The organism is Pseudoalteromonas tunicata, from assembly GCF_002310815.1.
Taxonomy (GTDB): domain Bacteria; phylum Pseudomonadota; class Gammaproteobacteria; order Enterobacterales; family Alteromonadaceae; genus Pseudoalteromonas; species Pseudoalteromonas tunicata.
On record NZ_CP011032.1, the window covers coordinates 925,899 to 950,226 of the forward strand.

A 24,328-nucleotide genomic window follows, 5' to 3' on the forward strand; every position below is an offset into this window, starting at 1 on the left:
TGAGTTTTGATAATTGATTCTATGGTATTTGGCTTCAGGCCTTAAGTGTTCGTTTGTAACAAAAATTTTACTTTAGGCTAGACGAACAATTCTAACAAGTCATTGAGGTAACGGCGTCCTTTTGCGGTCACTTGCCAAACTTCTGCGTTTTGTTGCAATAATCCTTGTTCGATGGCTTTATCAAAAGCACCTTCTAAGCGCGAAATAGGTAAACCGGTTAGTTCACTAAATGCTGTTTTTGCACAGCTTTCGTGTAAACGAAGGCGATTCATAAAAAATTCAAACGATAAATCGCTTTGCTCAACTTGCCATTGTTTGTATAAATAAGGCTGAGTCTCTTCCATATAGCCTTTGGGATGTTTTACTTTTTCGGTACGAATCAGCTTATTTTGTGCTGGGAGAGTGATTTTGCCGTGTGCACCACAGCCGATGCCTAAATAGTCACCAAAGCGCCAGTAATTGAGATTATGCTGACATTGGTAGCCCGCTTTACTGTAGCCCGACACTTCATATTGCTCATATCCAGCCGCCTCTAAAATTGCATGACCTTGCTCTTGAATATCCCATAAAATGTCGTCTTCGGGTAAAACAGGCGGCTTTGAATGAAACTGAGTATTGGGCTCAATGGTGAGCTGGTACCATGAAATGTGTTTAGGTTGTAAGGCAATAATTTGTTTTAAATCAGAGAGCGCATCATCAATGCTTTGGCCAGGTAATCCGTGCATTAAATCAAGGTTAAAGCTGTTTAGACCCGCAAGATGGGCTTGCTCAGCAGCTTTTACAGCTTCATTAGCATCATGAATACGGCCAAGGGCTTTTAATTTGTCGTTTTGCATGCTTTGCACGCCGATTGAAATTCGGTTGACTCCGGCTTTTACGTAACCTTGGAATCTTCCTGCTTCAACTGTGCCAGGGTTGGCCTCGAGGGTTATTTCGATTTGTTCATTAAAAGGAATCAGCGCTTCAATACCGTGTAATAATTCACTAATTGATTGTTCGCTCATTAAGCTTGGTGTGCCACCGCCAATAAAAATAGAGTGCAGTTTACGTCCTTGGGCATAGTGCAAATCTTGACGTAAATCAGCCAGTAAATGCGCCACATAATCTGCCTGCGGGATCTCACCTTTTTGGCCGTGGCTATTAAAGTCACAATAAGGGCATTTTTGTACACACCAAGGAATGTGCACATACAAACTCAGAGGAGGTAGAATCACATTTTAGCCTTAAGTTGTTGTAACAATAATTGTAATGCTTGACCGCGATGGCTAATGGCATTTTTTTGCTCTTTTGACAGCTCAGCCGAAGTAATGGTAAGGCTTGGTACATAAAATACCGGATCGTAACCAAAACCAGCCTCACCGCTTGGTTGCTCGGTAATGAAGCCTTCCCAGTTCGCTTGGCAAACCAAAGGAGTCGGGTCATCAGCGTGGCGCATTAATACCAATACACACCAAAATCTTGCAGAACGTTGCTCGTGGGGTACATGCTTAAGTTCATTGAGCAATTTGATGATATTGTCTTTATCAGTCGCATTTTCGCCGGCAAAACGTGCTGAATAAATTCCCGGAGCACCTTTTAGCGCATCGACCTCTAAACCTGAATCATCTGCAATTGCGGCAAGTCCGGTAACTTTAGCAGCGTGACGTGCTTTAATAATTGCATTTTCAATAAAGGTTGTGCCAGTTTCCGCTACTTCACTGACGTTAAATTCACTTTGTGCAATGATTTCGATATTGAGTGGGCTAAGCATGGAAGCTAATTCGGCAACTTTGCCTTTATTTGAGGTCGCAAGAACGATTTTTTGCATGATGATATCTCTAAGCTGTCTAAGGCGTTGATCATACGGAATGACATGAAAAAAGCCAGTGCTAGACTGGCTTTTATCTTAATAGTTGCGACCTGATTGTTTGTTTGCTCAAGTTTAAAAGTAACAGTTTAGGGATGAGCAATTGATAAATCTTTTAAAGATTATTCTGGATGCAGTAAGTTATCAAAATCACGGTGTAATAACTTATCATCACCGACATTGAGTTCAATGAGTCGTTTGAGATGGGTAGCACTATCAATATCTATTTGCTCACATAACAGGCCTAAATGATTTTGGCCTTCATGGCTAACAAGCATATTCATGCTAATCTCAATATCGCTACCCGCGAGTTTAAATGACAACATCACGCGTTTGACTTCGCCATCTTTCCAGTTATCTGGTTTTTCAACTAATGCACCTTTAAGTGCGAGGTCTATTAAAGTACAAGACCAAACAATGCCCATGTTTGATAAAAAAGCGGGGGTTGAAAAAATAATCCGAGTAAATCGACGTCTATCTTCCATTTTTAACTCTTAATCTTTTAATAAATGAAGTAAAGCAATTACTTAGGTTCTATTTAACATGAGTACTTAAGTAAGGTGATTGAGTTGATAATAGCAGTAAATTACGATTTGACACTTAAAAGAGGTTACTTTTTGAATTAAAACAACTGCTTCTTAATGGTTTTTGTAAATATGAAGCAACAAAAAACGCCCCGAAGGGCGTTTCTAAAATCGAACTTTTAACCAATGCGTTTGTATTTTATACGCTTTGGTTGAATTGACTCGGCGCCAAATGTCTTTTTCATCCAATCTTCGTATTCAGTAAAGTTACCTTCATAGAAGTTTACTTGTCCTTCATCACGATAATCGAGAATGTGAGTGGCAATACGGTCTAAGAACCAGCGGTCATGCGAGATACACATAATACAGCCTGGGAATTCAAGGATCGCATTTTCAAGCGCGCGTAATGTTTCTACGTCAAGGTCATTGGTCGGCTCATCGAGTAGGATCATATTGCCGCCGGCTTTTAAGAGCTTGGCTAAATGCAAACGATTACGCTCACCGCCTGATAGTTCTTTTACGAATTTTTGCTGATCGTTACCTTTGAAGTTAAAACGACTAACATAAGCACGACTTGGAATTTCAAAGTTACCGATTTTTAACATGTCTAAACCATCCGACACTTCATTAAATACGGTATTGTTTTCATTCATATTGTCGCGGAACTGCTCAACGGTTGCTAATTGTACTGTTTCACCTAATACAATCTCGCCGCTATCAGCTTGTTCTTGACCACTTAGCATTCTAAATAAAGTTGATTTACCTGCACCATTGGCACCGATAATACCAACAATGGCGCCTTTAGGGATGGCAAAGCTTAAGTTATCAATTAATAAACGGTTGCCATAGCTTTTACGTAAATTGCTGACTTCAAGTACTTTATCGCCTAAACGAGGGCCAGGTGGAATGAATAACTCATTAGTTTCATTACGTTTTTGGTAATCAGATTGTTGTAGCTCTGCAAACTGTGCCATACGTGCTTTTGATTTGGCTTGGCGACCTTTTGGATTTGAACGAACCCACTCAAGTTCTTGAGAAATTGATTTTTGACGAGCTTGTTCAGACTTTTCTTCTTGTTTTAAACGAGCATCTTTTTGCTCTAACCAAGAAGAGTAGTTACCTTCCCAAGGAATACCATAACCACGGTCAAGTTCTAAAATCCAACCAGCAACGTTATCAAGGAAATAACGGTCATGGGTAATAGCCACAACGGTGCCTTCGTAATCATGTAAGAAGCGCTCTAACCATGCAACAGATTCAGCATCTAAGTGGTTAGTTGGTTCGTCGAGAAGTAACATGTCTGGTTTTTCTAGTAATAAACGACACAGTGCAACACGACGACGTTCGCCCCCTGATAATGTTGCTATTTTTGCATCCCATTCAGGTAAACGAAGGGCGTCAGCAGCACGCTCAAGCACGTTATCAATATTGTGACCATCATGAGCTTGAATAATGGCCTCAAGTTCACCTTGCTCTTTTGCTAAAGCGTCAAAATCAGCGCCATCAAGTGCGTATTCGTTATAGACTTCATCAAGACGTTTTAGGGCATTTTTTACTTCACCAACAGCTTCTTCAATGACTTCTTTTACTGACTTGCTTTCATCAAGAATTGGCTCTTGTGGTAAGTAACCTATTTTTGTGCCTGGTTGTGGGCGTGCTTCACCTTCAAATTCATTGTCGATGCCAGCCATAATACGCAGTAATGTTGATTTACCCGAGCCGTTTAGACCAAGCACGCCAATTTTGGCGCCTGGGAAAAAACATAAAGAAATATCTTTTAAAATTGTACGCTTAGGTGGCACAACTTTGCTCACCCGTGACATGGTATAAATATACTGAGCCATTAAAAATCCATTCGTGAATTATGAAATTAGCCGTATATTAGAAGAAGCTTGCATAAGGAGCAATGTTTGAAGAGTAAATACAAGTAGTTGCTCAATTTTATAACATTTAATTACACTTTATGTCATTAAAGTAAGCAATCCTTTATTATGGTTGATTAATGTGCCGCCGTTGTATTTGAGAGGATAGGTCTGAGTGACTAGTCAACAGCAACAATTAGAACTTGAGCTTCATACCTTAAAAACTACCATAAACAATGTGGGTGCTTATATTTATATAAAAGACACTAATGGCTGTTATACCTATGCAAATCAAAAGGTAACTGAGTTATTTGGCTGTTCACTTGAGCAGTTGGTTGGCTTAGATGATAGCTACTTTTTTTTAACCGATCATTTAGGTGACCTGCAAGAAAATGACCGCAAGGTTTTGGAGCAGGGAATTGAAATTGAAGGTGAAGAAAGGAATATTGTAAAAAGTACCGGTGAAACCCGATATTATTGGACGGTTAAAAAACCTTTGTATGAAGAGGGTCAAGTAATAGGTATGTACGGTATTTCAACGGATATTACTGAGCGCAAGTTGCTTGAAAAACAATTACACGAAAAACAGGCTTTACTTGATACCGTTTTAAATAATATTGATGCTTATATCTATATGAAAAATAGTGATGCTCAATTTTTGTATGCCAATAAAAAAACAGCAAAATTGTTTGGTCAAAAACCTCAAACTTTACTGGGTAAAACTGCAGAGCAATGCCTAGGTGAGGAGGCTTCAGTTGATTTTAATCAACTTGATAAGCAAGTTTTAACGTTAGGTAAAAAAGTAAGCGGCCAAGAGCAGTTTATCGATGAATACGGTGAAACTCGATATTATTGGACCACCAAAGTTCCCCTCAAAAATTCGGAAAATGAAGTTGTTTCATTTGTAGGTATGTCGACCGATACTACAGAAATTATTAAATTGAAGGAACAATATAGACGGTTAGCATCGATAGATGAGTTAACACAATTGGCCAATCGCCGTAGTTTTACGACTCAAGGAAATTCAGAATTAGCACGCTTTTTGCGCCATGGTTGTAAATTTGTAATTTTGTTGCTTGATTTGGATTATTTTAAAAACATAAATGATAGCTTTGGTCATGCCGTGGGTGATGAGGTGTTAATCGCTGTTTCGAATTGTTTTGTTGACACGGTACGAGAACTTGATTTTGTTAGCAGAATTGGTGGTGAAGAGTTTGCTATTATTTTACCTAAAACGGATGTGAAAGCTGCTTATGTTATAGCTGAGCGCATTCGAAATAATATCAAAAAAATAATTGTAAATACCCCTTTCTGTCAGGTTAAAAACCTGAGTATTAGTATTGGGTTAAGTATTGTCAAAGCGGAAGATAGTGAACTTGACCATATACTGTTACGTGCTGATAAAGCCTTGTATGAGGCAAAATCTGCTGGCCGCGACTGTGTTATTGAAAAATAAATTCTACAGCTAGATACAACCGTGGCTGACTACCACTTAAATTTGAAAAACTAATGATTCTAAAGTTAATCATAGTTATTTCTTATGTTCCTGATTAAAAAATATCATATTTAAAGCACTGTGAAATTTTTTCAATTGCTGTTTAAATATGCTCACTTTCACAATGTAGGCAAATACGGCTTTTATGCGTACAATAGCGCCTTGTTTGATCCATTAATTTGATCCTTTAATACGTTGCAACTAGGAGAACCCATGTTAGAACGCAGCATGAACATCGCAGATTTTGATCCAGAGTTATTCGAAGCAATCAATAAAGAAACGGCTCGTCAAGAAGAGCACATTGAGCTTATCGCTTCAGAAAACTACTGTAGCCCACGCGTTTTAGAGGCTCAAGGCTCACAATTAACTAACAAATATGCAGAAGGATACCCAGGTAAGCGTTACTACGGTGGGTGTGAGCATGTTGATGTAGTAGAGCAATTGGCAATCGACCGTGCAAATGAATTATTTGGCACTGATTACGCAAACGTACAGCCGCATGCGGGTTCTCAAGCAAATGCTGCTGTTTTTCAAGCATTACTTCAACCACACGATACTGTATTAGGGATGAGTCTTGCTCACGGTGGTCACTTAACTCACGGTTCACACGTAAACTTTTCAGGTAAAACATATAATGCGATTCAATATGGTTTGAATGAAGAAACAGGTGAAATCGATTATGCACAAGTTGAGGCGTTAGCCCTTGAACATAAACCAAAAATGATTATCGCTGGTTTCTCTGCATATTCAGGAATTGTTGACTGGGCAAAATTCCGTGAAATCGCGGATAAAGTAGGCGCGTATTTATTCGTCGATATGGCTCACGTTGCAGGCTTAATTGCTGCTGGCGTTTACCCAAGTCCAATTCCATTTGCTCACGTTGTTACAACAACAACTCACAAAACATTAGCAGGCCCTCGTGGTGGTTTAATTGTTTCGGCATGTGGCGATCAAGAAATTTATAAAAAGTTAAACAGTGCTGTGTTCCCTGGTGGTCAAGGCGGTCCTTTATGTCACATTATTGCAGCAAAAGCTGTGGCATTTAAAGAAGCGTTACAGCCTGAGTTTAAAGTGTATCAAGCGCAAGTTGTAAAAAATGCACAAGCTATGGTTGAAGTTCTTCAAGAGCGTGGCTATAAAGTTGTATCTGGTAAAACAGACAACCACTTATTTTTACTTGATTTGATTGATAAAGATATCACAGGTAAAGATGCTGATGCGGCACTAGGTAATGCTAACATTACTGTTAACAAAAACTCAGTACCTAACGATCCACGTTCACCATTTGTGACCTCAGGCTTACGTATCGGTTCTCCTGCAATCACTCGTCGTGGTTTTAAAGAAGCTGAATCAAAAGAGTTAGCGGGTTGGATTTGTGATGTTCTAGACAACATCAACGATGCATCAGTGCAAGCGCAAGTAAAAGAAAAAGTAAAAGCAATTTGTAAAAAGCTTCCTGTTTACGCTTAATTGTTTTACAGCAATTAATTTAGCGCACAAGCGAATTAATTTTTGTTATTATAAGGCCACTTTTTAAGTGGCTTTTTTATTGATAATACGGCGAGTTTTGTTATCAATCAGACATTCAAGGTCGATTGGACTAACCTGCATTGTTGCACATAGAGGTTGAACGAGTATGCATTGCCCATTTTGTACTGCCAAAGAAACTAAAGTTATAGATTCTCGCCTTGTTGGTAGTGGCCATCAGGTACGTCGCCGCCGAGAGTGTAATGAGTGCAAAGAGCGTTTTACGACCTTTGAAGGTGCTGAGTTAGTGATGCCGCGAGTCATTAAACAAGATGGCAGCCGCGAGCCTTTTAACGAAGATAAATTAATGAATGGCTTGCATCGCGCACTTGAAAAACGCCCCGTCAGTACCGAACAAATCGAAGAGGTTGTGCATCGTATCATGTCGCAACTTCGCTCAACGGGTGAGCGTGAAATCCCAAGCCATATTGTTGGCGAATGCATAATGGAAGCGCTGAAAAAGCTCGATAAAGTAGCCTATGTGCGGTTTGCATCTGTTTATCGTTCGTTTGAAGATGTTAAAGAGTTTGGCGAAGAAATAGCTCGACTAGCAGAGTAACCTTATGAGTTTTACAGCACTTGATTATCAATATATGGCCCTTGCCATTGAGTTAGCAAAAAAAGGTCGTTATACCACGTCGCCCAATCCCAATGTTGGTTGTGTATTGGTTAAAGATGGCCAAATAGTGGGTCAAGGCTATCATCAAAAAGCGGGCGAAGGTCATGCTGAAGTGCATGCATTAGCGCAAGCAAAAGAGCAGGCGCTAGGTGCCACTGCTTATGTCACCCTTGAGCCATGTAGCCATACCGGGCGCACGGGTCCTTGTGCTTTGGCACTGGTTAATGCCGGTGTTATTAAGGTCATTGCTGCTATGGTTGATCCAAATCCTGCTGTCAGTGGCCGTGGTTTAGCAATATTAGAAAAAGCAGGAATTCAAACTGCACATGGCTTAATGCAAGTGGAGGCCGAAGCGCTCAATGTTGGTTTTTTAAAGCGCATGCGAAACGCTATGCCTTTTGTTCAGTGTAAATTAGCAGCGAGCCTTGATGGTAAAACCGCGCTTGCTAATGGACTAAGCAAATGGATAACCGGCCCTCTTGCTCGTGCTCAAGTGCAAGATTATCGAGCGCAAAGTTGTGCAGTTCTGACTGGTGCTGATACCGTGCTGGTTGATAATGCCAAAATGAATGTACGTTATGATGAATTGATTAACCCACCATTTTCTTTAGCGCAGTTGCGCCAGCCGATTCGTGTAGTGATTGACTCTAAGCATCGATTAACACCCGACCTTGCTTTTTTTCAAATCGAGAGCCCGGTGATTATCTTGACTACCAAGCTTGATATTTCAGAGCGATGGCCTCATTTCGTATCTCATCTGCTAGTACCTGAGTTAAATGGCCAAGTTGATTTATCACAAGCAATGCAATTGCTTGGTGCACGTGGAATTAATCATATTTGGCTTGAAGCCGGCCATACTTTAGCTGGGCAAATGGCGCAGCAAGGTTTGGTTGATCAGTTTATTTTTTACCTGGCACCAAAATTAATCGGCCACAGCGGGAAAAGCCTTTTACAATTACCCGTGTTAGAATCTATGGCTGAAGTAACTGAATTATCGATAGATGATGTCTCGATGGTCGGCGTCGACTTAAAGATTACGGCATCTTATAAAAAGAGTGATCATTAAACTATGTTTACTGGAATTATTGCAGCCGTTGGCCAAATCAGCGCTCTGAAAAAAATCGGTGGCGATTTATCTGTTACGGTGAAAACGGGGAAGCTTGATTTATCTGACGTACAATTAGGCGATAGCATCGCGACGAATGGTGTTTGTTTAACAGTTGTGCGGTTATTAGCAGACGGATTTATGGCTGATGTTTCGCAAGAGACTCTGAGCTTAACAGGTTTTGCTCATTACACTGTTGGTCAAAAGGTGAATTTAGAAAAAGCCCTTATGCCAACATCGCGTTTAGGTGGTCATTTAGTCTCTGGGCATATTGATGGTATTGCTACTGTGGTGGCGATGCAAGCAAATGGCCGTGCGGTAGATTATTGGCTCAGCGCTCCTACACATTTATTAAAGTATATTCCTTATAAAGGCTCTGTCTGTATCGATGGCATTAGTCTTACCGTAAATGAGCTTAATGCATCACAATTTAAGTTGACAATAGTGCCGCATACGGCAATTGAAACTACTATTAGCCACTTTAAAGTGGGTTCAACAGTCAACTTAGAGGTCGATCAACTCGCGCGTTATATGGAGCGTTTATTGACGCTGCCGGGTACGCACGACCAAGAAAAAAATAATGTATCGATGGATTTATTAACCCAAGCGGGTTTTATTTAATAAACCATTATCCAAATTAAAACGTTAAATAGTGCTCTATTTAGATGACAACAGCAACAGCGAGTAAGCAATGAAACTCAACAGCGCAGCAGAAATTATTGAAGACATTCGTGCCGGTAAAATGGTTATTCTTATGGATGACGAAGACCGAGAAAATGAAGGTGACTTGATTATGGCGGCCGAGCACATCAGTGCAGACGCTATCAACTTCATGGCCACTTATGGTCGCGGCTTAATTTGTTTAACGTTAACACAAGACCGTTGTCGCCAGCTTGATTTACCTTTAATGGTACGCAATAACGGCGCACAGTTTTCGACTAACTTCACAATGTCGATTGAGGCTGCAAAAGGTGTAACAACGGGGATTTCAGCTGCAGATCGCGCTCGCACTGTTCAAGCTGCTGTTGCCAAAGGTGCTGTACCAACTGATATCGTACAGCCTGGTCATATTTTTCCAATTATGGCGCAACCAGGAGGTGTATTAACACGAGCTGGCCACACCGAAGCGGGTTGTGATTTGGCGCGATTAGCTGGATGTGAGCCTTCATCAGTGATTGTGGAAATTCTCAATCCAGATGGCACCATGGCACGTCGTCCAGATCTTGAAGTATTTGCACAACAGCATGGTCTAAAAATTGGTACCATCGCTGATTTAATCGAATATCGCAATTTAAATGAAGCAACCATTGAGCGCGTCGCAAAGTGTAAATTGCCAACCGAGCATGGTCATTTTGATCTTGTGACCTATAAAGATACCATTGATGGTCAATTACATTATGCCTTGGTAAATGGCGCTATTGAGTCACACACTCCAACCTTAGTGCGCGTACACTTACAAAGTACGTTTAATGATTTATTATTATCAGACCGTGTCGCCGATCGTAGTTGGACATTGCCTAATGCAATGCAGCGCGTAGCAAGCGAAGGCGGTGTAGTTGTAATACTTGGCAAGCAAGAAAGTCCAGCTGAACTCGAATCAATTGTTAAAGCACTTGAAGCGCAAGATAACGGCGAAACAACTCAGTTGCGTAAGTTTCAAGGCACGTCACGCACTGTTGGTGTCGGTTCACAAATCCTTGCTGATTTAGGAATTCATCAAATGCGTTTAATGAGTTTGCCGAAAAAATATCATGCAATATCAGGCTTTGGCTTAGAAGTAATTGAATACGTCGAGCCTTAAAAAGTTAAAACCAACACAGCTCATTATTAACGCTAATATAGTTGAGCTTTTTATGTTATGATGCGCGCCGATTTTTGCGCATCAGATTAAAACCAGTTTAAGGGCTTCGGATGAAAATTATTGAAGGTAATATGAATGCAACGGGCAAAAAATTTGCCATTGTCATTTCTCGTTTTAATAGCTTTATTGGTAGTAGCTTACTAGCAGGCGCTGTTGATACTTTAAAACGTACTGGTGGCGTAAATGACGAAGACATTACCGTTATTTATGTGCCTGGTGCGGTAGAGTTACCGTTAGTAGCAAAGCGTGTTGCTGCTAAAAAAGAATATGACGCGATTATTGCACTAGGTGTAGTGATCCGTGGTGGTACTCCGCACTTTGATTTAGTGGCGGGTGAATCGAATAAAGGTTTAGCTCAAGTATCGCTTGAGTATGACATTCCAGTGGCTTTTGGTGTTCTTACCACAGAAAGCATTGAACAAGCTATTGAACGAGCAGGAACCAAGATGGGTAACAAAGGCGGCGAAGCTGCTCTTGGTGCGCTTGAAATGGTAAATGTTCTTGACCAAATTTAAGGAATTGATGTGAAACCTGCAGCGAGACGTAAAGCCCGTATTTTAGCACTACAAGCGATTTATTCATGGCAAGTAAGTGGTAATGCCATTGCTGATATCGAGCAACAAATGTTACTTGAAAATGACATCAGCAAAATCGATGTTGAATACTTCAAAGATTTAGCATGTGGTGTGGCTGTACAGCATAAAGTGTTAGATGTGATTTTATCTCCACATCTTGCTCGTCCTTATGAAGATATTGATTTTGTTGAAAAAGCTATTCTTCGTTTATCTGCTTATGAGCTTAAATTTCGTGAAGACGTACCTTATAAAGTTGCGATTAACGAAGGGATCGAACTGGCTAAAATGTTTGGTGCTGAAGACAGTCATAAGTTTGTAAATGGTGTGCTTGATAAAGCAGTTAAAGAATTAAGAGCTTGATCAAAATAGAGGGAGCCGGCTTAGCCCGGCTTTTTTGTGTATGCGTGAATTTGAATTGATTAGCCGGTACTTTAAAGGCCGAGGCATTACCCGTAAAGATGTGAAATTAGGCATAGGTGATGATGCTGCCGTTATGACAGTGCCTGAAAATTGTCAGCTTGTTGTCACAACGGATACCTTAGTTGAAGGGGTTCACTTTTTTAAAGACATGCCAGCTCGGGCTTTAGGGCATCGTGCACTTGCAGTGAACTTAAGTGACTTAGCTGCAATGGGTGCCGAGCCTGCTTGGATTTCGCTCGCACTTACTTTGCCACATGCCGATATTGAATGGTTGGAAGAGTTTACGGCTGGAATGCACGAAATTGCAGAATATTTTAATGTGCAAATTGTCGGTGGCGATACCACTCAAGGGCCTTTAACAATCACTATTTGTGCAAAAGGTACCATTCCAACCGGTAAAGCGATTACCCGCTCGGGTGCAAAAAATGGCGATTGGATTTATTTATCTGGCCCCTTAGGTGATGCAGGGCTTGCGATTGAAGCGCAAAAAGGCCGTTTTAATGTGCGCCCAGAACATTTAGCCAAGTTAAAACAACGTTTTGAATACCCAAGTCCGCGCGTTGCGGCAGGGCAAGTATTACGTAATTTAGCCTCATCGTGCATTGATATCTCAGATGGTCTTCTCGCCGACTTAAAACATATTTTAACTATGTCTATGGTGGGCGCGACGCTCAACGTTGATAAAATTCCGACCTCAGAATCTCTTCGAGCTTCATTAACGCAAGAAGAGCGTTGGCCATTTGTGTTGGCGTATGGTGATGATTATGAGCTGTTGTTTACCGTGCCTGAAGATAAAAAAGGCATGCTCGATTTAAGTCTACGCCAATACGGTGTTGAAGCTGTGTGCATCGGTCAAATTCGCGGTAATGAAGGTACAATTGAACTGTTAAATAAAGGCGAAAAGTTTGTTTTTACAGGTCAAGGTTACCAACACTTTGCTGAGGAATGATTTTGCAGCATAAAATAGCGTTTAATCTAAAAAAACCACATCAGTTTTTAGCCTTGGGTTTTGGTCTTGGTTTAGCCCCTAAAGCTCCCGGCACATTCGGTACTCTCGCTGCTTTACCTTTTATCTTTGCAACGATGCAGCTTGGCTGGCAATGGCAAGTACTGGTTGCTGTGCTGTTGAGTGTTGTTGGAATTTGGTTATGTGGCAAAACCGCAGATGATGTCCAAGTTCATGATCACTCAGCAATTGTGTGGGATGAAATTGCAGGCTTTTATATCACCATGATAGGTGCTGCAATCAGCTGGCAGTCTCTTTTGGTGGGATTTTTATTATTTCGTTTCTTTGATATTTTGAAACCTTGGCCAATAAAATTATTGGATAAACAAGTCAAAGGCGGCTTCGGGATCATGATAGATGATGTGGCTGCGGGATTATTTTCATTGATTATTGTTCAAGCTTTGTTTAAAACAGGGTATTTAGGATAAAAAGAGTTCAGTGTGATTAAAACGTTAGTCTATTTTTGCCTCTTTTTGAGTGTCAGCTGCTTTGCTTCTATCAATGATTATGTCGTTAAGAAGTGGAGCACCAGTGATGGACTAGCGTCACAATCATTGACAAGTATTGTGCAAGATCGGCAAGGCTATATTTGGGTGGGGACCCAGTTTGGCCTGAGTCGATTTGACGGCATGAATTTTACTAATTTTAGCACTGCTAATGCTGAGTTTTTACAGAGTAATGCGATAAGCAAACTTCAGCTCGATCAAGATGGCATGCTTTGGATTGGTAGTAAAAGTGGTTTAGTCAGGCTCGATCCTCGTTCGTTTGATTACGCTACATTTAACGTCAATGGTGGAGTCCATGATATTTTGGCTGATAAAGAAGGCCGAATTTGGATTGCAGCAAATGGTCTATATCTCTTTTTCAACGAAAAATTTATACCTATTAACCAACTGCTCGCCAATAGCGAAGCACCTGTCTGGCCTAATGACGATGGCAGCCGCACTCAAAAAAAATTAGTTGGCCGTATCATTGGTTCTGTCAGTAAGATGGCGCTATCGCCTCAAGGCATTTGGCTGGTTAATGAGCGAAATTTATTACGACTAACCTATCAACTCAGTTCAAAATCATCAGTAAAGCTTGAGATCACCGCCAAGGTGGCACTTCCTGACAGTTTAGCGCAAACCATAGTCACGGATTTAGCTTGGCTTGAAGGCAATTTGTTTTTAGCATCAGAAGCAGGCGCTTACAAGCTCGATGTGGATGAAGAACTGCGCGCGATTGCAATTCCTTATGCGATTAAAAAAGCCACTTATAAAATTATGAGTGACTCAGATGGTGGTATCTGGGCTTCAACCGAAGGTCGGTTAAGTTATCGCGACCCATCAGGTGATTGGGAAGGTGTTGATTCATTAGAGCTTGCGCAGACTTGGTTTAACGACATTATGCGCGATCGCAATAATAATATTTGGCTAGCCAGCTCAAGTGATGGTTTGTGGCAGGCCCATAAAGGATTGGTGAACCGCCATGCGACGCTTGCTGAAATAAAAGAGCCAATTGATGCAGTTACCTTATCGCCTAGAAATGTGCTCTGGGTTGCGAGTCGCTCAGGTATTGGTTTTTACAACGACGATAAGGTATTTGTGACAACCATTAATAGTGTTGATTATCAAAACGCTAAAGTACAAAGTTTGTATTTTGATAATGATCGTTTGTTCATTAATACTGATAGCGGCCTCTTTATTTACGACCCTGAAGGAGTGCATCGTCCAACGGAGCGGGTGCTTCGTACTAATTCAATTAATTCTATAAATCGTTCTGCTGACGGCTCATTGTGGTTTGGCACTGAGCGTGGTTTGTATCGACTTGGTTATAACGGCTTAAAATCGTTTATTCATAATGCAAAGTTGGGTAGTAATAAAATTACCTATCAATTAATTAGCGATAATTATAATTGGCTTGGGACTACAAAAGGTGCGTATGTTTTCAGTGATAAAGGGATTGATCCTATTGCAACCTCAACCGCACTTGCAAATGCAAGTATCTCGAGCATGCTGGAATTGCCTGATCATGTAATATTGATTGGTACTATGACTAATGGCTTATTTTATCGCAGTTTAGATAATGAATGGCACCAACTTGATGCTTCAAATGGTTTACCTTATGGCTCAATTTTAAGCTTACATTACGATGAAAAATATCAGCATATTTGGGTCAGTAACTTAAAAGGCGTTTATCGAATGCCTGCGGCGCAATTTAGCCAAAAAATTAGCAATATTCAAATTGAACAAGTACTTAGCTCATTTGACCGTCAATTAGATGGAAAATTAAGTCAGTGTTGTGCTGGTAAAGGACAAAATGCGGTCGCTGATACTGGGGATTCTTTGTGGTACCCAAGTTTGCAGGGCTTGATAGAAATTCCTAAAGACATTGAGTTATTTGGTCAGGCTATTTTAGAGCCGATAGTTGAAAGTATTAGTACTACAAATCAAGATCATAGAGTTAAAGATGGTAGTGCAACTATTGATCTTGATGCCCGAGATTTAACAATTAATTATTCAGCAATAGATTTTTATGCTCCCAATAGCTTGGAGTTTCGTTACCAATTAGTTAATTTTGATAAGTCATGGCGCTTTGCTAATCGTCGCCGAGAAGCAATTTATACCAATTTACCGCCAGGAGTATTTACTTTTGAACTAGAAGTAAAGCGTCAAAGTATGACTTGGGAACAAGCAGTAAAAACGCACCTTACAATTAAAATTGCAAAACGTTTCGATGAAACCATTTATTTTAGGCTGCTTATTGTTAGTTTATTTATCACTTTGTTATATGTTGTTTTTCTGATTTACCGTAATCAAGAACGGCGAAAACAGCTTGAACTTGAAAAACAGGTTGAATCACGTACCACAGAGCTCACTGAAACCAATAACAAGCTTAACTTGGCAAACTCACAGTTAAAACAGGTGAGTCATTCTGATGAGCTTACAGGCCTTCGCAGCAGGCGTTTCTTATTTGATCAGTTACCAAAAGATATTGAGCATTATCAACGTAACCGCGAAAGTTTAGAAGAGCAAGGTAAAGCATTAGCCTTAGTGATTGTAAACCTTGATGAGTTTAGTCGAATTAATGATGCCTATGGCCCTATCTTTGGTGATAGTTGTTTGCAACAAGTTGCGACTTTATTAATAGGTAAAACACAAGGTTCTGATTATGTAGTGCGTTGGAGTGGTGACGAGTTTTTATTATTACTGCGTGATATGAAACGTAATGCAATTGATGATTATACTAAAAACCTATGCCGTACTATTTCAGATCATAAATTTAAATTACCTAATGGTAAAACAGTTCATTTATCAAGTTCATTAGGCTGGGCATTTTATCCACTGCCATTGCTAGGTGGGCAAATTATAGGTTGGGAAACCTCAATTAATTTGGCTGATTTAGCGTTGCATAAAGTTAAAGAGCGGGGACGCAACGGGGTGGCAACGTTTACTTTTGATGATCAGATTGATGCCTTTGAGTTTGAAGATAATGAAATTATCGAAAAACAACTTGCTGATTTACTCGATACCCAATTGGCGAAATTGCATATCTGGATGCAAGAACGCTGGTCGATGAAAATTTAAGATATTTTATTATGATTGAGCATAAATCTTAAAATCGAGACATAAAAAAACCTAGCGAATGCTAGGTTTTTATTTAAAAGGAACATTAAGCAATATATTGACTAATTTTTGTCAAAATACCTGCGCTATCTAATCCCATTTCACTGTGCATTTCATCTTGAGTGCCATGCTTAATAAATTCATCAGGGATCCCTAAATTTAAAACATGCACAGATAATTTATTTGTCATGACGAACTCATTCACAGCAGAGCCTGCACCACCTTGAATCGCATTATCTTCTAAGGTGATAAAGTACTTATGCTTTGCAGCGAGCTCAGTTAATAAATCACAATCAATTGGCTTAATAAATCGCATATCAACCAATGTGGCATTGAGCTTTTCAGCAACTGGTTTTGCATGTTCAAGTAAAGTACCAAATGACAGAATAGCGACTTTTTCACCTTGGCGTATGGTATTGGCTTTACCAATAGCAATGGCTTGCATTGGACTGTTTGCAAGGTATTCACCAGCGCTGCCTCGAGGATAACGCACTGCAGCAGGTTGATTGAGCTTGTGACCAGTATAAAGCATTTGACGGCATTCATTGGTATCACTTGGCGCCATAATCACCATATTTGGAATACAACGCATAAAGCTTAAATCATAAGCACCCTGGTGGGTTTCACCGTCTGCACCAACAATTCCCGCTCGATCAATAGCAAATAGCACAGGTAAATTTTGCAGTGCAACATCATGAATAAGCTGATCGTATGCACGTTGTAAAAAGCTCGAATAAATAGCCACAACAGGATTTAGCCCTTCACATGCAAGGCCTGCTGCAAGCGTAACGGCATGTTGCTCTGCAATCGCAACATCAAAATATTGCGCAGGATACTCTTTTGAAAAACGTACCATGCCTGAACCTTCACGCATGGCAGGCGTGATAGCCATCAGTTTGCTATCTTGTGCCGCCATATCACATAACCAATCACCAAAAACTTTGGAAAAGGTGGGGGCAGCAGGTTTAGATTTAGGTAAACTCGATTCACTAGGATCAAATTTTGGCACACCATGATAACCGATAGGGTCGGCCTCTGCAGGCTGATAGCCTTTACCTTTTTGGGTGCGGACATGAAGTAATTGTGGGCCTTTTAGGTTTCGCATATTACGCAATGTATCGCATAGCATGTTTACATCGTGGCCATCGATTGGGCCGATATAATTAAATCCAAGCTCTTCAAAAAAAGTTCCAGGTACTACCATACCTTTTAAGTGCTCTTCCATTTTACTGGCAAGCTCTTTTACAGGGGGCATCCCAGATAGCAGCTTTTTGCCACCTTCACGAATGTTGGTATAAAAGCTACCTGATAGAATTCGTGCTAAGTGATTGTTTAAGGCGCCCACATTTTCTGAAATTGACATCTCATTGTCATTTAAAATCACTAGCATATCAGCATCGAGATCGCCGGCATGGTTCATGGCTTCAAACGCCATACCCGCAGTAACAGCACCATCGCCAATGACCGCAACGACTTTTCGATTTTTGGCTTCTTTTTTTGCTGCAATCGCCATACCTAATGCAGCTGAAATAGAGGTACTAGAATGGCCTACACTAAAGGTATCGTATTGGCTTTCTTCACGGTATGGAAATGGGTGTAAACCATTTTTTTGACGTATGGTATGCATTTGGTCGCGACGACCGGTTAAGATTTTATGCGGGTAAGCTTGGTGGCCCACGTCCCAAATTAGACGATCTTCTGGCGTATTGTAGACATAATGCAACGCCACGGTGAGCTCCACCGTACCAAGGCCAGACGCAAGATGACCGCTACTTTGTGATACTGAAGTAAGTAAATACTCTCTTAATTCAGTACTTAAAGTTGCTAATCGTTCTTGTGGAAGCTCGCGTAATTGTGCTGGCTCATCGATTAAACCCAATAAGGGATACTTGCTATTATCAACGGTCATGATATTTATTGATTATCCTTACTTTACTGGCTCGATTATACATTAAAAATGCGCTTGTTCTTTTTATTTTGTTGTTCCAAACGGCATAATTAGGCTATTCGATTCAATAATTAGTGATCTCTAGAAACGATATACGCAGCCAATTGTGCTAGCTGTGTGGTATCTGCAGGTATTTGTGCTAATGCGTTAAGTGCATTTTCGTACAATTGCTGAGATTTTAATTTAGCTTGCTCAAGTCCTAATAGGGATGGATAAGTTGATTTATTGGCTTGTAAATCTGATCCCTGTGGTTTGCCTAAAACAGCGGTGTCGCCTTCAATATCAAGAATGTCATCTTGCACTTGAAAAGCTAAGCCAATATTTTCGCCAAATATTTTAAGGTTTTGCAATATTTCAGGTGTCGTTTTAGGCGCGCAAATAGCGCCCATTAAAATAGCACTTGTTAATAATGCTCCCGTTTTTAACTGATGAATTTGCTCTAATTGAGTTAAGTTTATAGCACAATTAGTTGCTGCAATATCTAAAGCTTGACCGCCGCACATACCTCGAAGCCCTGATGCACTTGCTAAATTTGCGATTAATGCAACTTGTTGCTGGGCGTTGATTGTTTTAAATTTGCTCGAAGATAATATCTCAAAAGCAAAGGTTTGCAGTGCGTCGCCAGCTAATATCGCCGTAGCTTCATCATATGCAATATGGCATGTTGGCATACCTCTGCGTAAGTCATCATCATCCATAGCAGGTAAGTCATCATGTACTAATGAATAGCTATGAATACACTCAATTGCTGCTGCGACTAAATCTAAATCATCGGGATTGGCACCGAATATTTCCCCTGTTACATAGACCATGCAAGGGCGCATGCGCTTACCACCATTTAATAGACTGTAACGCGATGCTGCTAATAAAGTTTGGTCAGTAATCATCGGCTGCGTTAATAAAGTATCAAGCACGCCCTCTACTCGTAACTGATTTTCTACAATGAGTTTCTTTATGGTCACTTATTCGGCTGCCGGTTCAAAATGAGTTAATTCAGCCTGTGGATCATTTCCCATCAAAATGCTGACTTTTTGTTCTGCTTGCTGCAATTTAGCTGATGAAACTTGTGCTAATTGGATACCACGTTCGAATTGTTTAAGCGACTGTTCAAGTGTGAGATTACCTGTTTCCATGTCTGCTACTATGCTGCTCAGTTCATGCATTGCATCTTCAAAACTTAAATTTTCTGGTTTTTTAGTTGCCATAAGGTCGTTATTTCATGGGATTGAGTTAGGTTAGTGGGGATTCTAGGGGGAATCGCGATGTAATTCAATTTATCTCAGTCCCTTAATAAAAATAGCACTAATTATGTTTTAACGGGTGCTTAAAATATGCTTTCTAAATAAAATTAACGCTATAGTTAGATTTAAGTTATTTTATGATTTGCCGATAGTAAAACGACCTTATGATAAGTACAATTTTGTGCTAACTAAATAGTTTTTATAGATTTCCCTTGGAGGGCCAGTGGATTTAGCAACGTTAATAGGCATGTTAGGTGCAATAGGCTTCATTGTTATGGCCATGATTTTAGGTGGCGACCTTGGGATGTTCGTTGATATCCCTTCAGTATTGATTGTGTTTTGTGGGTCGTTATTTGTTGTTTTATCTAACTTCACCATGGGTCAGTTTTTTGGTATAGGAAAAGTCGCCGCTAAAGCGTTTATGTTTAAAATCGAAAGCCCTGATGAGTTAATCGAAAAAGCAGTTGAACTTGCCGACTCTGCCCGTAAAGGTGGTTTTTTGGCTTTAGAGGAAGCCGAAATTCCGAATTCGTTTATGCAAAAGGGTATCAATATGTTGGTTGATGGCCACGATGCCGATGTGGTTCGAGAGACTTTACAAAAAGATATAACTCTTACCTCAACCCGTCATGATGCTGGTTCTACCTTGTTTAAAGCGTTAGGGGATGTTGCGCCTGCAATGGGAATGATTGGTACCCTGATTGGCTTAGTAGCCATGCTATCAAACATGGATGACCCAAAAGCTATCGGCCCTGCAATGGCGGTAGCCTTGTTAACTACACTGTATGGTGCTTTTTTAGCGAATGTAGTGGCTATTCCAATCGTTGCAAAATTACAGTTGCGTAAAGAAGAAGAAGAATTAAATCAAAATTTAATATTAGATGCGGTATTGGGTATTCAAGACGGTCAAAACCCTAAAGTAATTGAAGGTATATTGAAAAATTATCTACCAGAATCAAAACGTAATGTTGATACTGAGGGGTAGCAGGTATGTCGGAAGCTAAGTGTAAATGTCCACCTCCAGGGCTTCCTGCTTGGATGGGAACCTTTGCTGACCTAATGTCTTTGTTAATGTGTTTCTTTGTACTGCTTTTGGCCATGTCTGAAATGGATGTGCTGAAATTTAAACAAATTGCAGGCTCAATGAAGTTTGCGTTTGGTGTGCAAAATAAATTAGAAGTAAAAGACATTCCCAAGGGGACCAGTGTAATTGCAATGGAGTTCAGGCCTGGTAAACCAGACCCTTCACCTATCGAAACGATTCAGCAACAAACCTCTGAAATGACTCAGCAAATGCTTGAGTTTCAGGCCGGCGATGAAGAATCTGCCGGTGGGCGTCAAGAGCAACGTGGCAATAAGCGTGGGGGGGAATCACAAAGTACGGCAAAATCAGAGGCCGCGGCTTCTGAAAAAACAGCCGATCAAGAGCAAGTCAATGAACTGGTTAAAAAAATAGCCCAACAACTTGAAGAGCAAATTCAGGATGGGGCAATTGAGCTGGAGTCCTTGGGTCAGCAAATTATTATTCGTATTCGTGAGAACGGCTCTTTTCCATCAGGAAGTGCGTTTTTACAACCACAATTTAAGCCGATAATTCAAAAAATTGCCGATTTGCTTAAAGATGTTCCTGGTGAAATAACTGTCTCGGGTCATACCGATGATTATCAAGTGAGTAATGAATTGTATTTTAATAATTGGGACTTATCTGCAAAGCGTTCGGTAGCAGTAGCCAGTGAAATGCAAAAAGTAAGTGGATTTGATAAAAATCGCATGGTAGTAATTGGCCATGCAGATACTCGTCCTTTGGTTCCAAATGAAGATAGCGAATCACGTAAGCGTAATCGGCGGGTTGAGATATCCATTATGCAAGGTAAGGCGAAAGAGTCAGACCCAATAGATGTACAAAAGTAAGTTATTTATTGATTTTTCAAACTAAAAAAGTTTTACTAACGGCGCTAAGTAAATGTCTTAGTTTTATTTAAGGATAAATGAAATGAAAAAAATAGATAAATATACTTATATGCCAGCAAATGGCGGTGGTGCTGATGAGCCACCACCAAAGAAAAAAGACTCAAAATAATAGCATTTATGTTTGATATAAACAGTTTGCTTAATTATTTGTATAATGGCCAAACAATTTCAGTATGTTTGGCTTTTATTCTTTTATATTTTATTCGAGATTCAAAAGGAGCATTTTTCTCTTTAATAACAGCTGTTTTCTTTTTATACGGTTCTCTTACTCAGTCGCTTGTGTATGAATATGATATAGATTTTATTTACAGATATATCTTCTGGTCTATAAATGATCTTATATGGATGGGATGTATTGCTTATTTTGCAATTAAAGACAGGCTTTACCTCTGGCAAAGCATTATAGGTCAACTCGTTGTAGTACTTTCTCCAATTTTACAGATATTTAGGTTGCTTGATCGGCACTTATGGGATCTCTCATATTCAGATGCTATCTATAAAACTACACTTCCTTTAATTAACTTAGCTGTGGTTGTTATCTGTTTCTTACCATTATTTTTAGTACTGTCGTCACGCATAAAATCTAATAAACAACTAGCTAATTAGCTCTTTCATAATTATTATCACTGTTAATCTATACAGTTGTTAAAGTTAATTATGAAACTCTACATTGCTGAAAAACCTTCTTTAGGGCGTGCTATTGCAGATGTATTGCCAAAACCCCATCAAAAAGGGGATGGTTTTATTAAGGCAGCCAATGGTGATGTTGTTTCTTGGTGCATTGGTCATCTGCTAGAGCAAGCTGAGCCTGATCATTACAATCCGCTTTTTAAAAAATGGGACGCACACCATTTACCGATAGTGCCACAAAAATGGCAATTGATTGTAAAACCTAAAACTCGCAAGCAATTTACTGTTTTAAAAAAACTAATTAAACAAGCTGATATTCTTGTTAATGCAGGTGATCCAGATAGAGAGGGGCAATTACTGGTTGATGAAGTGATTGAATTTGCAGGAGCGAGTGAGAGTAAAAAATCACAAACCCAGCGTTTGTTAATCAGCGATTTAAATCCATCAGCTGTATTAAAAGCACTGCAAAAGCTCGCTGCAAATCATGATTTTATACCGCTCTCCGTATCAGCATTAGCGCGCTCACGTGCCGATTGGCTATTTGGCATGAATTTAACACGCGCTTATACCTTAGCGGGACAAAAAGCCGGATGTCACCGGGTACTATCGGTTGGCCGAGTTCAAACGCCGATTTTAGGTTTGGTGGTGCGTCGAGATTTAGAAATTGCCCATTTTGTTTCAAAACCATTTTATGAGGTGTTGGCTCATTTATTAACAGATAAGCAAGAAGCATTTTCTGTTAAATGGCAGCCAAGTGAGGCTTGTCTACCTTATCAAGATGAAGATGGTCGGGTACTAGTTAAAGCACTTGCTGAAAATGTTGTTAAACGTATTACAGGCAAACCTGCTTTAGTAACAAAGTTACAGCAGCAACAAAAGCGTCAGCATCCTCCTCTTCCTTATAACTTATCTGCCTTACAAATAGATGCAGCTAAAGCGTTTGGAATGTCAGCTCAAACAGTACTTGATGTTTGCCAGAATTTATACGAAAAACACAAAGCGATTACTTATCCTCGTTCAGATAATCGTTTTTTACCAAATGAACATTGGTTAGAAGCAAAACAGGTACTGGCTGCAATTGCACAAAATAAAGGGCAAGATAATAAATTGGTTATTGAGGCTAATTTAGCACTGAGATCTAAATGCTGGAATGATGCCAAAGTAGAAGCGCATCATGCAATTATTCCAACAGCAAAAAAATTACCTATTAATAGTTTGGATAAAGATGAACTTAAAATCTATCAATTAATCAGTCGTCATTATTTAGCACAGTTTTATCCCGCTTATGTATTTAATGAAACAAAGGTCGAAGTTGAGATTTCGGGCGGAAAGTTTAATACCACCGCAAAACAAGAGCTTGAGCTGGGCTTTAAGGTATTAATGGGTAAAGATGAGCTGCAAGCTGAGCAAATATTACCGCCATTAATAGAGGGGCAACAATTGCTCTGTGAAAATGGTGAGTTGGTCGAAAAAATGACTCAACCGCCGGCCCACTTTAATGATGCAACCTTATTGAGTGCAATGACAGGGATCAGCCGTTATGTAAGTGACATTGAAATAAAAAAAATACTCAAGGACACTGACGGATTAGGTACTGAGGCAACTCGTGCCGGGATTATCGAGTTATTGTTTAGACGTGGATTTTTAGTGCGTGAAGGTAAAAAAATTAAGTCGACTGAAACAGGTAAAGCCTTAATAAAAATGCTGCCTGACATTATTACTCGGCCAGATTTAACCGCTCTATGGGAAGCTAGTCTTGCAGATATTGCTCATAAAAAGCAGAGCTATCAGCATTTTATGCAGCCTTTGATAACACAGCTCCATGAGCTAATCGATTTAGCAAAAAGTTGTGATCATTCACTTTTTAGTAATTTGCCGGCCCAACCGGTAAAAAAACGCTTTAATCGCAAGCGAAAATCAACTGCAAAAAAGTGAATTTAACGAACTTAAGAGCGAAACAGCCGGATAGTCAGAAGATGTAAGCTTTACAAAGTATTGATGTAACCGAAAAAAGTGAGCTTAATCAGCAAAGCTAGTCGTTTGCAAAGAGGCTAGTTGTTTTATTAAACATCTAGCCTTACCGTATTGTGAGT

22 protein-coding genes are annotated in these 24,328 nt (G+C 39.9%); 15 read left to right on the forward strand and 7 right to left on the reverse strand.

The genetic code is table 11. The annotated features are described in order from the left end of the window. Positions 1-77: 77 nt before the first annotated feature. From hemW to ettA, 4 genes are all read right to left on the reverse strand, one after another. Complete coding sequence (hemW, locus tag PTUN_RS04280; protein WP_040643838.1) at positions 78-1,214, reverse strand: radical SAM family heme chaperone HemW; 1,137 nt, start codon at positions 1,212-1,214, stop codon at positions 78-80. Then, complete coding sequence (locus PTUN_RS04285; RefSeq protein WP_009838471.1) at positions 1,211-1,807, reverse strand: XTP/dITP diphosphatase; 597 nt, start codon at positions 1,805-1,807, stop codon at positions 1,211-1,213. The genes hemW and PTUN_RS04285 overlap by 4 nt, the downstream gene beginning before the upstream one ends. Positions 1,808-1,968: 161 nt before the next feature. Further along, positions 1,969-2,331, reverse strand: a complete 363-nt coding sequence (locus PTUN_RS04290) for a PilZ domain-containing protein (RefSeq protein WP_009838472.1) — start codon at positions 2,329-2,331, stop codon at positions 1,969-1,971. Positions 2,332-2,549: 218 nt separating this feature from the next. After that, complete coding sequence (gene ettA / locus PTUN_RS04295) at positions 2,550-4,214, reverse strand: energy-dependent translational throttle protein EttA (RefSeq protein WP_009838473.1); 1,665 nt, start codon at positions 4,212-4,214, stop codon at positions 2,550-2,552. Positions 4,215-4,407: 193 nt separating this feature from the next. Between ettA and PTUN_RS04300 the strand changes: the two genes are divergently transcribed. From PTUN_RS04300 to PTUN_RS04350, 11 genes are all read left to right on the forward strand, one after another. Further along, positions 4,408-5,688, forward strand: a complete 1,281-nt coding sequence (locus PTUN_RS04300; RefSeq protein WP_009838474.1) for a sensor domain-containing diguanylate cyclase — start codon at positions 4,408-4,410, stop codon at positions 5,686-5,688. 252 nt (positions 5,689-5,940) lie between these two features. Next, positions 5,941-7,197, forward strand: a complete 1,257-nt coding sequence (gene glyA / locus PTUN_RS04305) for a serine hydroxymethyltransferase (RefSeq protein WP_009838475.1) — start codon at positions 5,941-5,943, stop codon at positions 7,195-7,197. Between the two features lie 166 nt (positions 7,198-7,363). Continuing rightward, positions 7,364-7,813 (forward strand): transcriptional regulator NrdR, encoded by a 450-nt coding sequence (gene nrdR / locus PTUN_RS04310; protein ID WP_009838476.1) that lies wholly within the window; start codon positions 7,364-7,366, stop codon positions 7,811-7,813. A 4-nt stretch (positions 7,814-7,817) separates the two neighbouring features. Then, a complete protein-coding gene (gene ribD, locus PTUN_RS04315; RefSeq protein WP_009838477.1) occupies positions 7,818-8,939 on the forward strand; it encodes a bifunctional diaminohydroxyphosphoribosylaminopyrimidine deaminase/5-amino-6-(5-phosphoribosylamino)uracil reductase RibD in 1,122 nt (373 codons plus the stop codon). 3 nt (positions 8,940-8,942) lie between these two features. Beyond that, the gene (locus tag PTUN_RS04320) at positions 8,943-9,599 is read left to right on the forward strand and encodes a riboflavin synthase (RefSeq protein WP_009838478.1); all 657 of its coding nucleotides are present in this window, start codon (positions 8,943-8,945) and stop codon (positions 9,597-9,599) included. A gap of 70 nt (positions 9,600-9,669) precedes the next feature. Then, on the forward strand, positions 9,670-10,779 hold the full coding sequence (gene ribBA, locus PTUN_RS04325) for a bifunctional 3,4-dihydroxy-2-butanone-4-phosphate synthase/GTP cyclohydrolase II (RefSeq protein ID WP_009838479.1): 1,110 nt from the start codon (positions 9,670-9,672) through the stop codon (positions 10,777-10,779). Between the two features lie 110 nt (positions 10,780-10,889). After that, a complete protein-coding gene (gene ribH, locus PTUN_RS04330; RefSeq protein ID WP_009838480.1) occupies positions 10,890-11,354 on the forward strand; it encodes a 6,7-dimethyl-8-ribityllumazine synthase in 465 nt (154 codons plus the stop codon). A gap of 9 nt (positions 11,355-11,363) precedes the next feature. Beyond that, positions 11,364-11,774, forward strand: a complete 411-nt coding sequence (gene nusB, locus PTUN_RS04335; RefSeq protein ID WP_009838481.1) for a transcription antitermination factor NusB — start codon at positions 11,364-11,366, stop codon at positions 11,772-11,774. A 40-nt stretch (positions 11,775-11,814) separates the two neighbouring features. Then, entirely contained in the window at positions 11,815-12,783 is a 969-nt protein-coding gene (gene thiL / locus PTUN_RS04340) for a thiamine-phosphate kinase (RefSeq protein WP_009838482.1), read from the forward strand. Beyond that, the gene (locus PTUN_RS04345; protein WP_009838483.1) at positions 12,780-13,268 is read left to right on the forward strand and encodes a phosphatidylglycerophosphatase A family protein; all 489 of its coding nucleotides are present in this window, start codon (positions 12,780-12,782) and stop codon (positions 13,266-13,268) included. Before thiL ends, PTUN_RS04345 begins: the two co-directional genes overlap by 4 nt. Positions 13,269-13,280: 12 nt before the next feature. Beyond that, complete coding sequence (locus tag PTUN_RS04350) at positions 13,281-16,406, forward strand: ligand-binding sensor domain-containing diguanylate cyclase (protein ID WP_009838484.1); 3,126 nt, start codon at positions 13,281-13,283, stop codon at positions 16,404-16,406. Positions 16,407-16,491: 85 nt separating this feature from the next. Here the strand turns inward: PTUN_RS04350 and dxs are convergent, their stop codons facing one another. The 3 genes from dxs to xseB form a co-directional block, all read right to left on the reverse strand. Then, complete coding sequence (dxs, locus tag PTUN_RS04355; RefSeq protein WP_009838485.1) at positions 16,492-18,354, reverse strand: 1-deoxy-D-xylulose-5-phosphate synthase; 1,863 nt, start codon at positions 18,352-18,354, stop codon at positions 16,492-16,494. Positions 18,355-18,464: 110 nt separating this feature from the next. Beyond that, entirely contained in the window at positions 18,465-19,355 is an 891-nt protein-coding gene (ispA, locus tag PTUN_RS04360) for a (2E,6E)-farnesyl diphosphate synthase (RefSeq protein WP_009838486.1), read from the reverse strand. Further along, a complete protein-coding gene (gene xseB, locus PTUN_RS04365; protein WP_009838487.1) occupies positions 19,356-19,598 on the reverse strand; it encodes an exodeoxyribonuclease VII small subunit in 243 nt (80 codons plus the stop codon). Between the two features lie 259 nt (positions 19,599-19,857). On the opposite strand from xseB, the gene pomA reads away from it, so the two are divergent. The 4 genes from pomA to PTUN_RS04385 all read left to right on the forward strand — a co-directional run bounded on the left by pomA (position 19,858) and on the right by PTUN_RS04385 (position 24,170). Beyond that, on the forward strand, positions 19,858-20,619 hold the full coding sequence (gene pomA, locus PTUN_RS04370) for a flagellar motor protein PomA (protein ID WP_009838488.1): 762 nt from the start codon (positions 19,858-19,860) through the stop codon (positions 20,617-20,619). A 5-nt stretch (positions 20,620-20,624) separates the two neighbouring features. Continuing rightward, positions 20,625-21,545 (forward strand): flagellar motor protein MotB, encoded by a 921-nt coding sequence (locus PTUN_RS04375; protein ID WP_040643840.1) that lies wholly within the window; start codon positions 20,625-20,627, stop codon positions 21,543-21,545. Between the two features lie 177 nt (positions 21,546-21,722). After that, positions 21,723-22,211, forward strand: coding sequence for a hypothetical protein (locus PTUN_RS04380; protein WP_009838491.1), 489 nt, complete (start codon positions 21,723-21,725; stop codon positions 22,209-22,211). Between the two features lie 51 nt (positions 22,212-22,262). Then, entirely contained in the window at positions 22,263-24,170 is a 1,908-nt protein-coding gene (locus PTUN_RS04385; protein WP_009838492.1) for a DNA topoisomerase III, read from the forward strand. Positions 24,171-24,328: the final 158 nt, after the last annotated feature.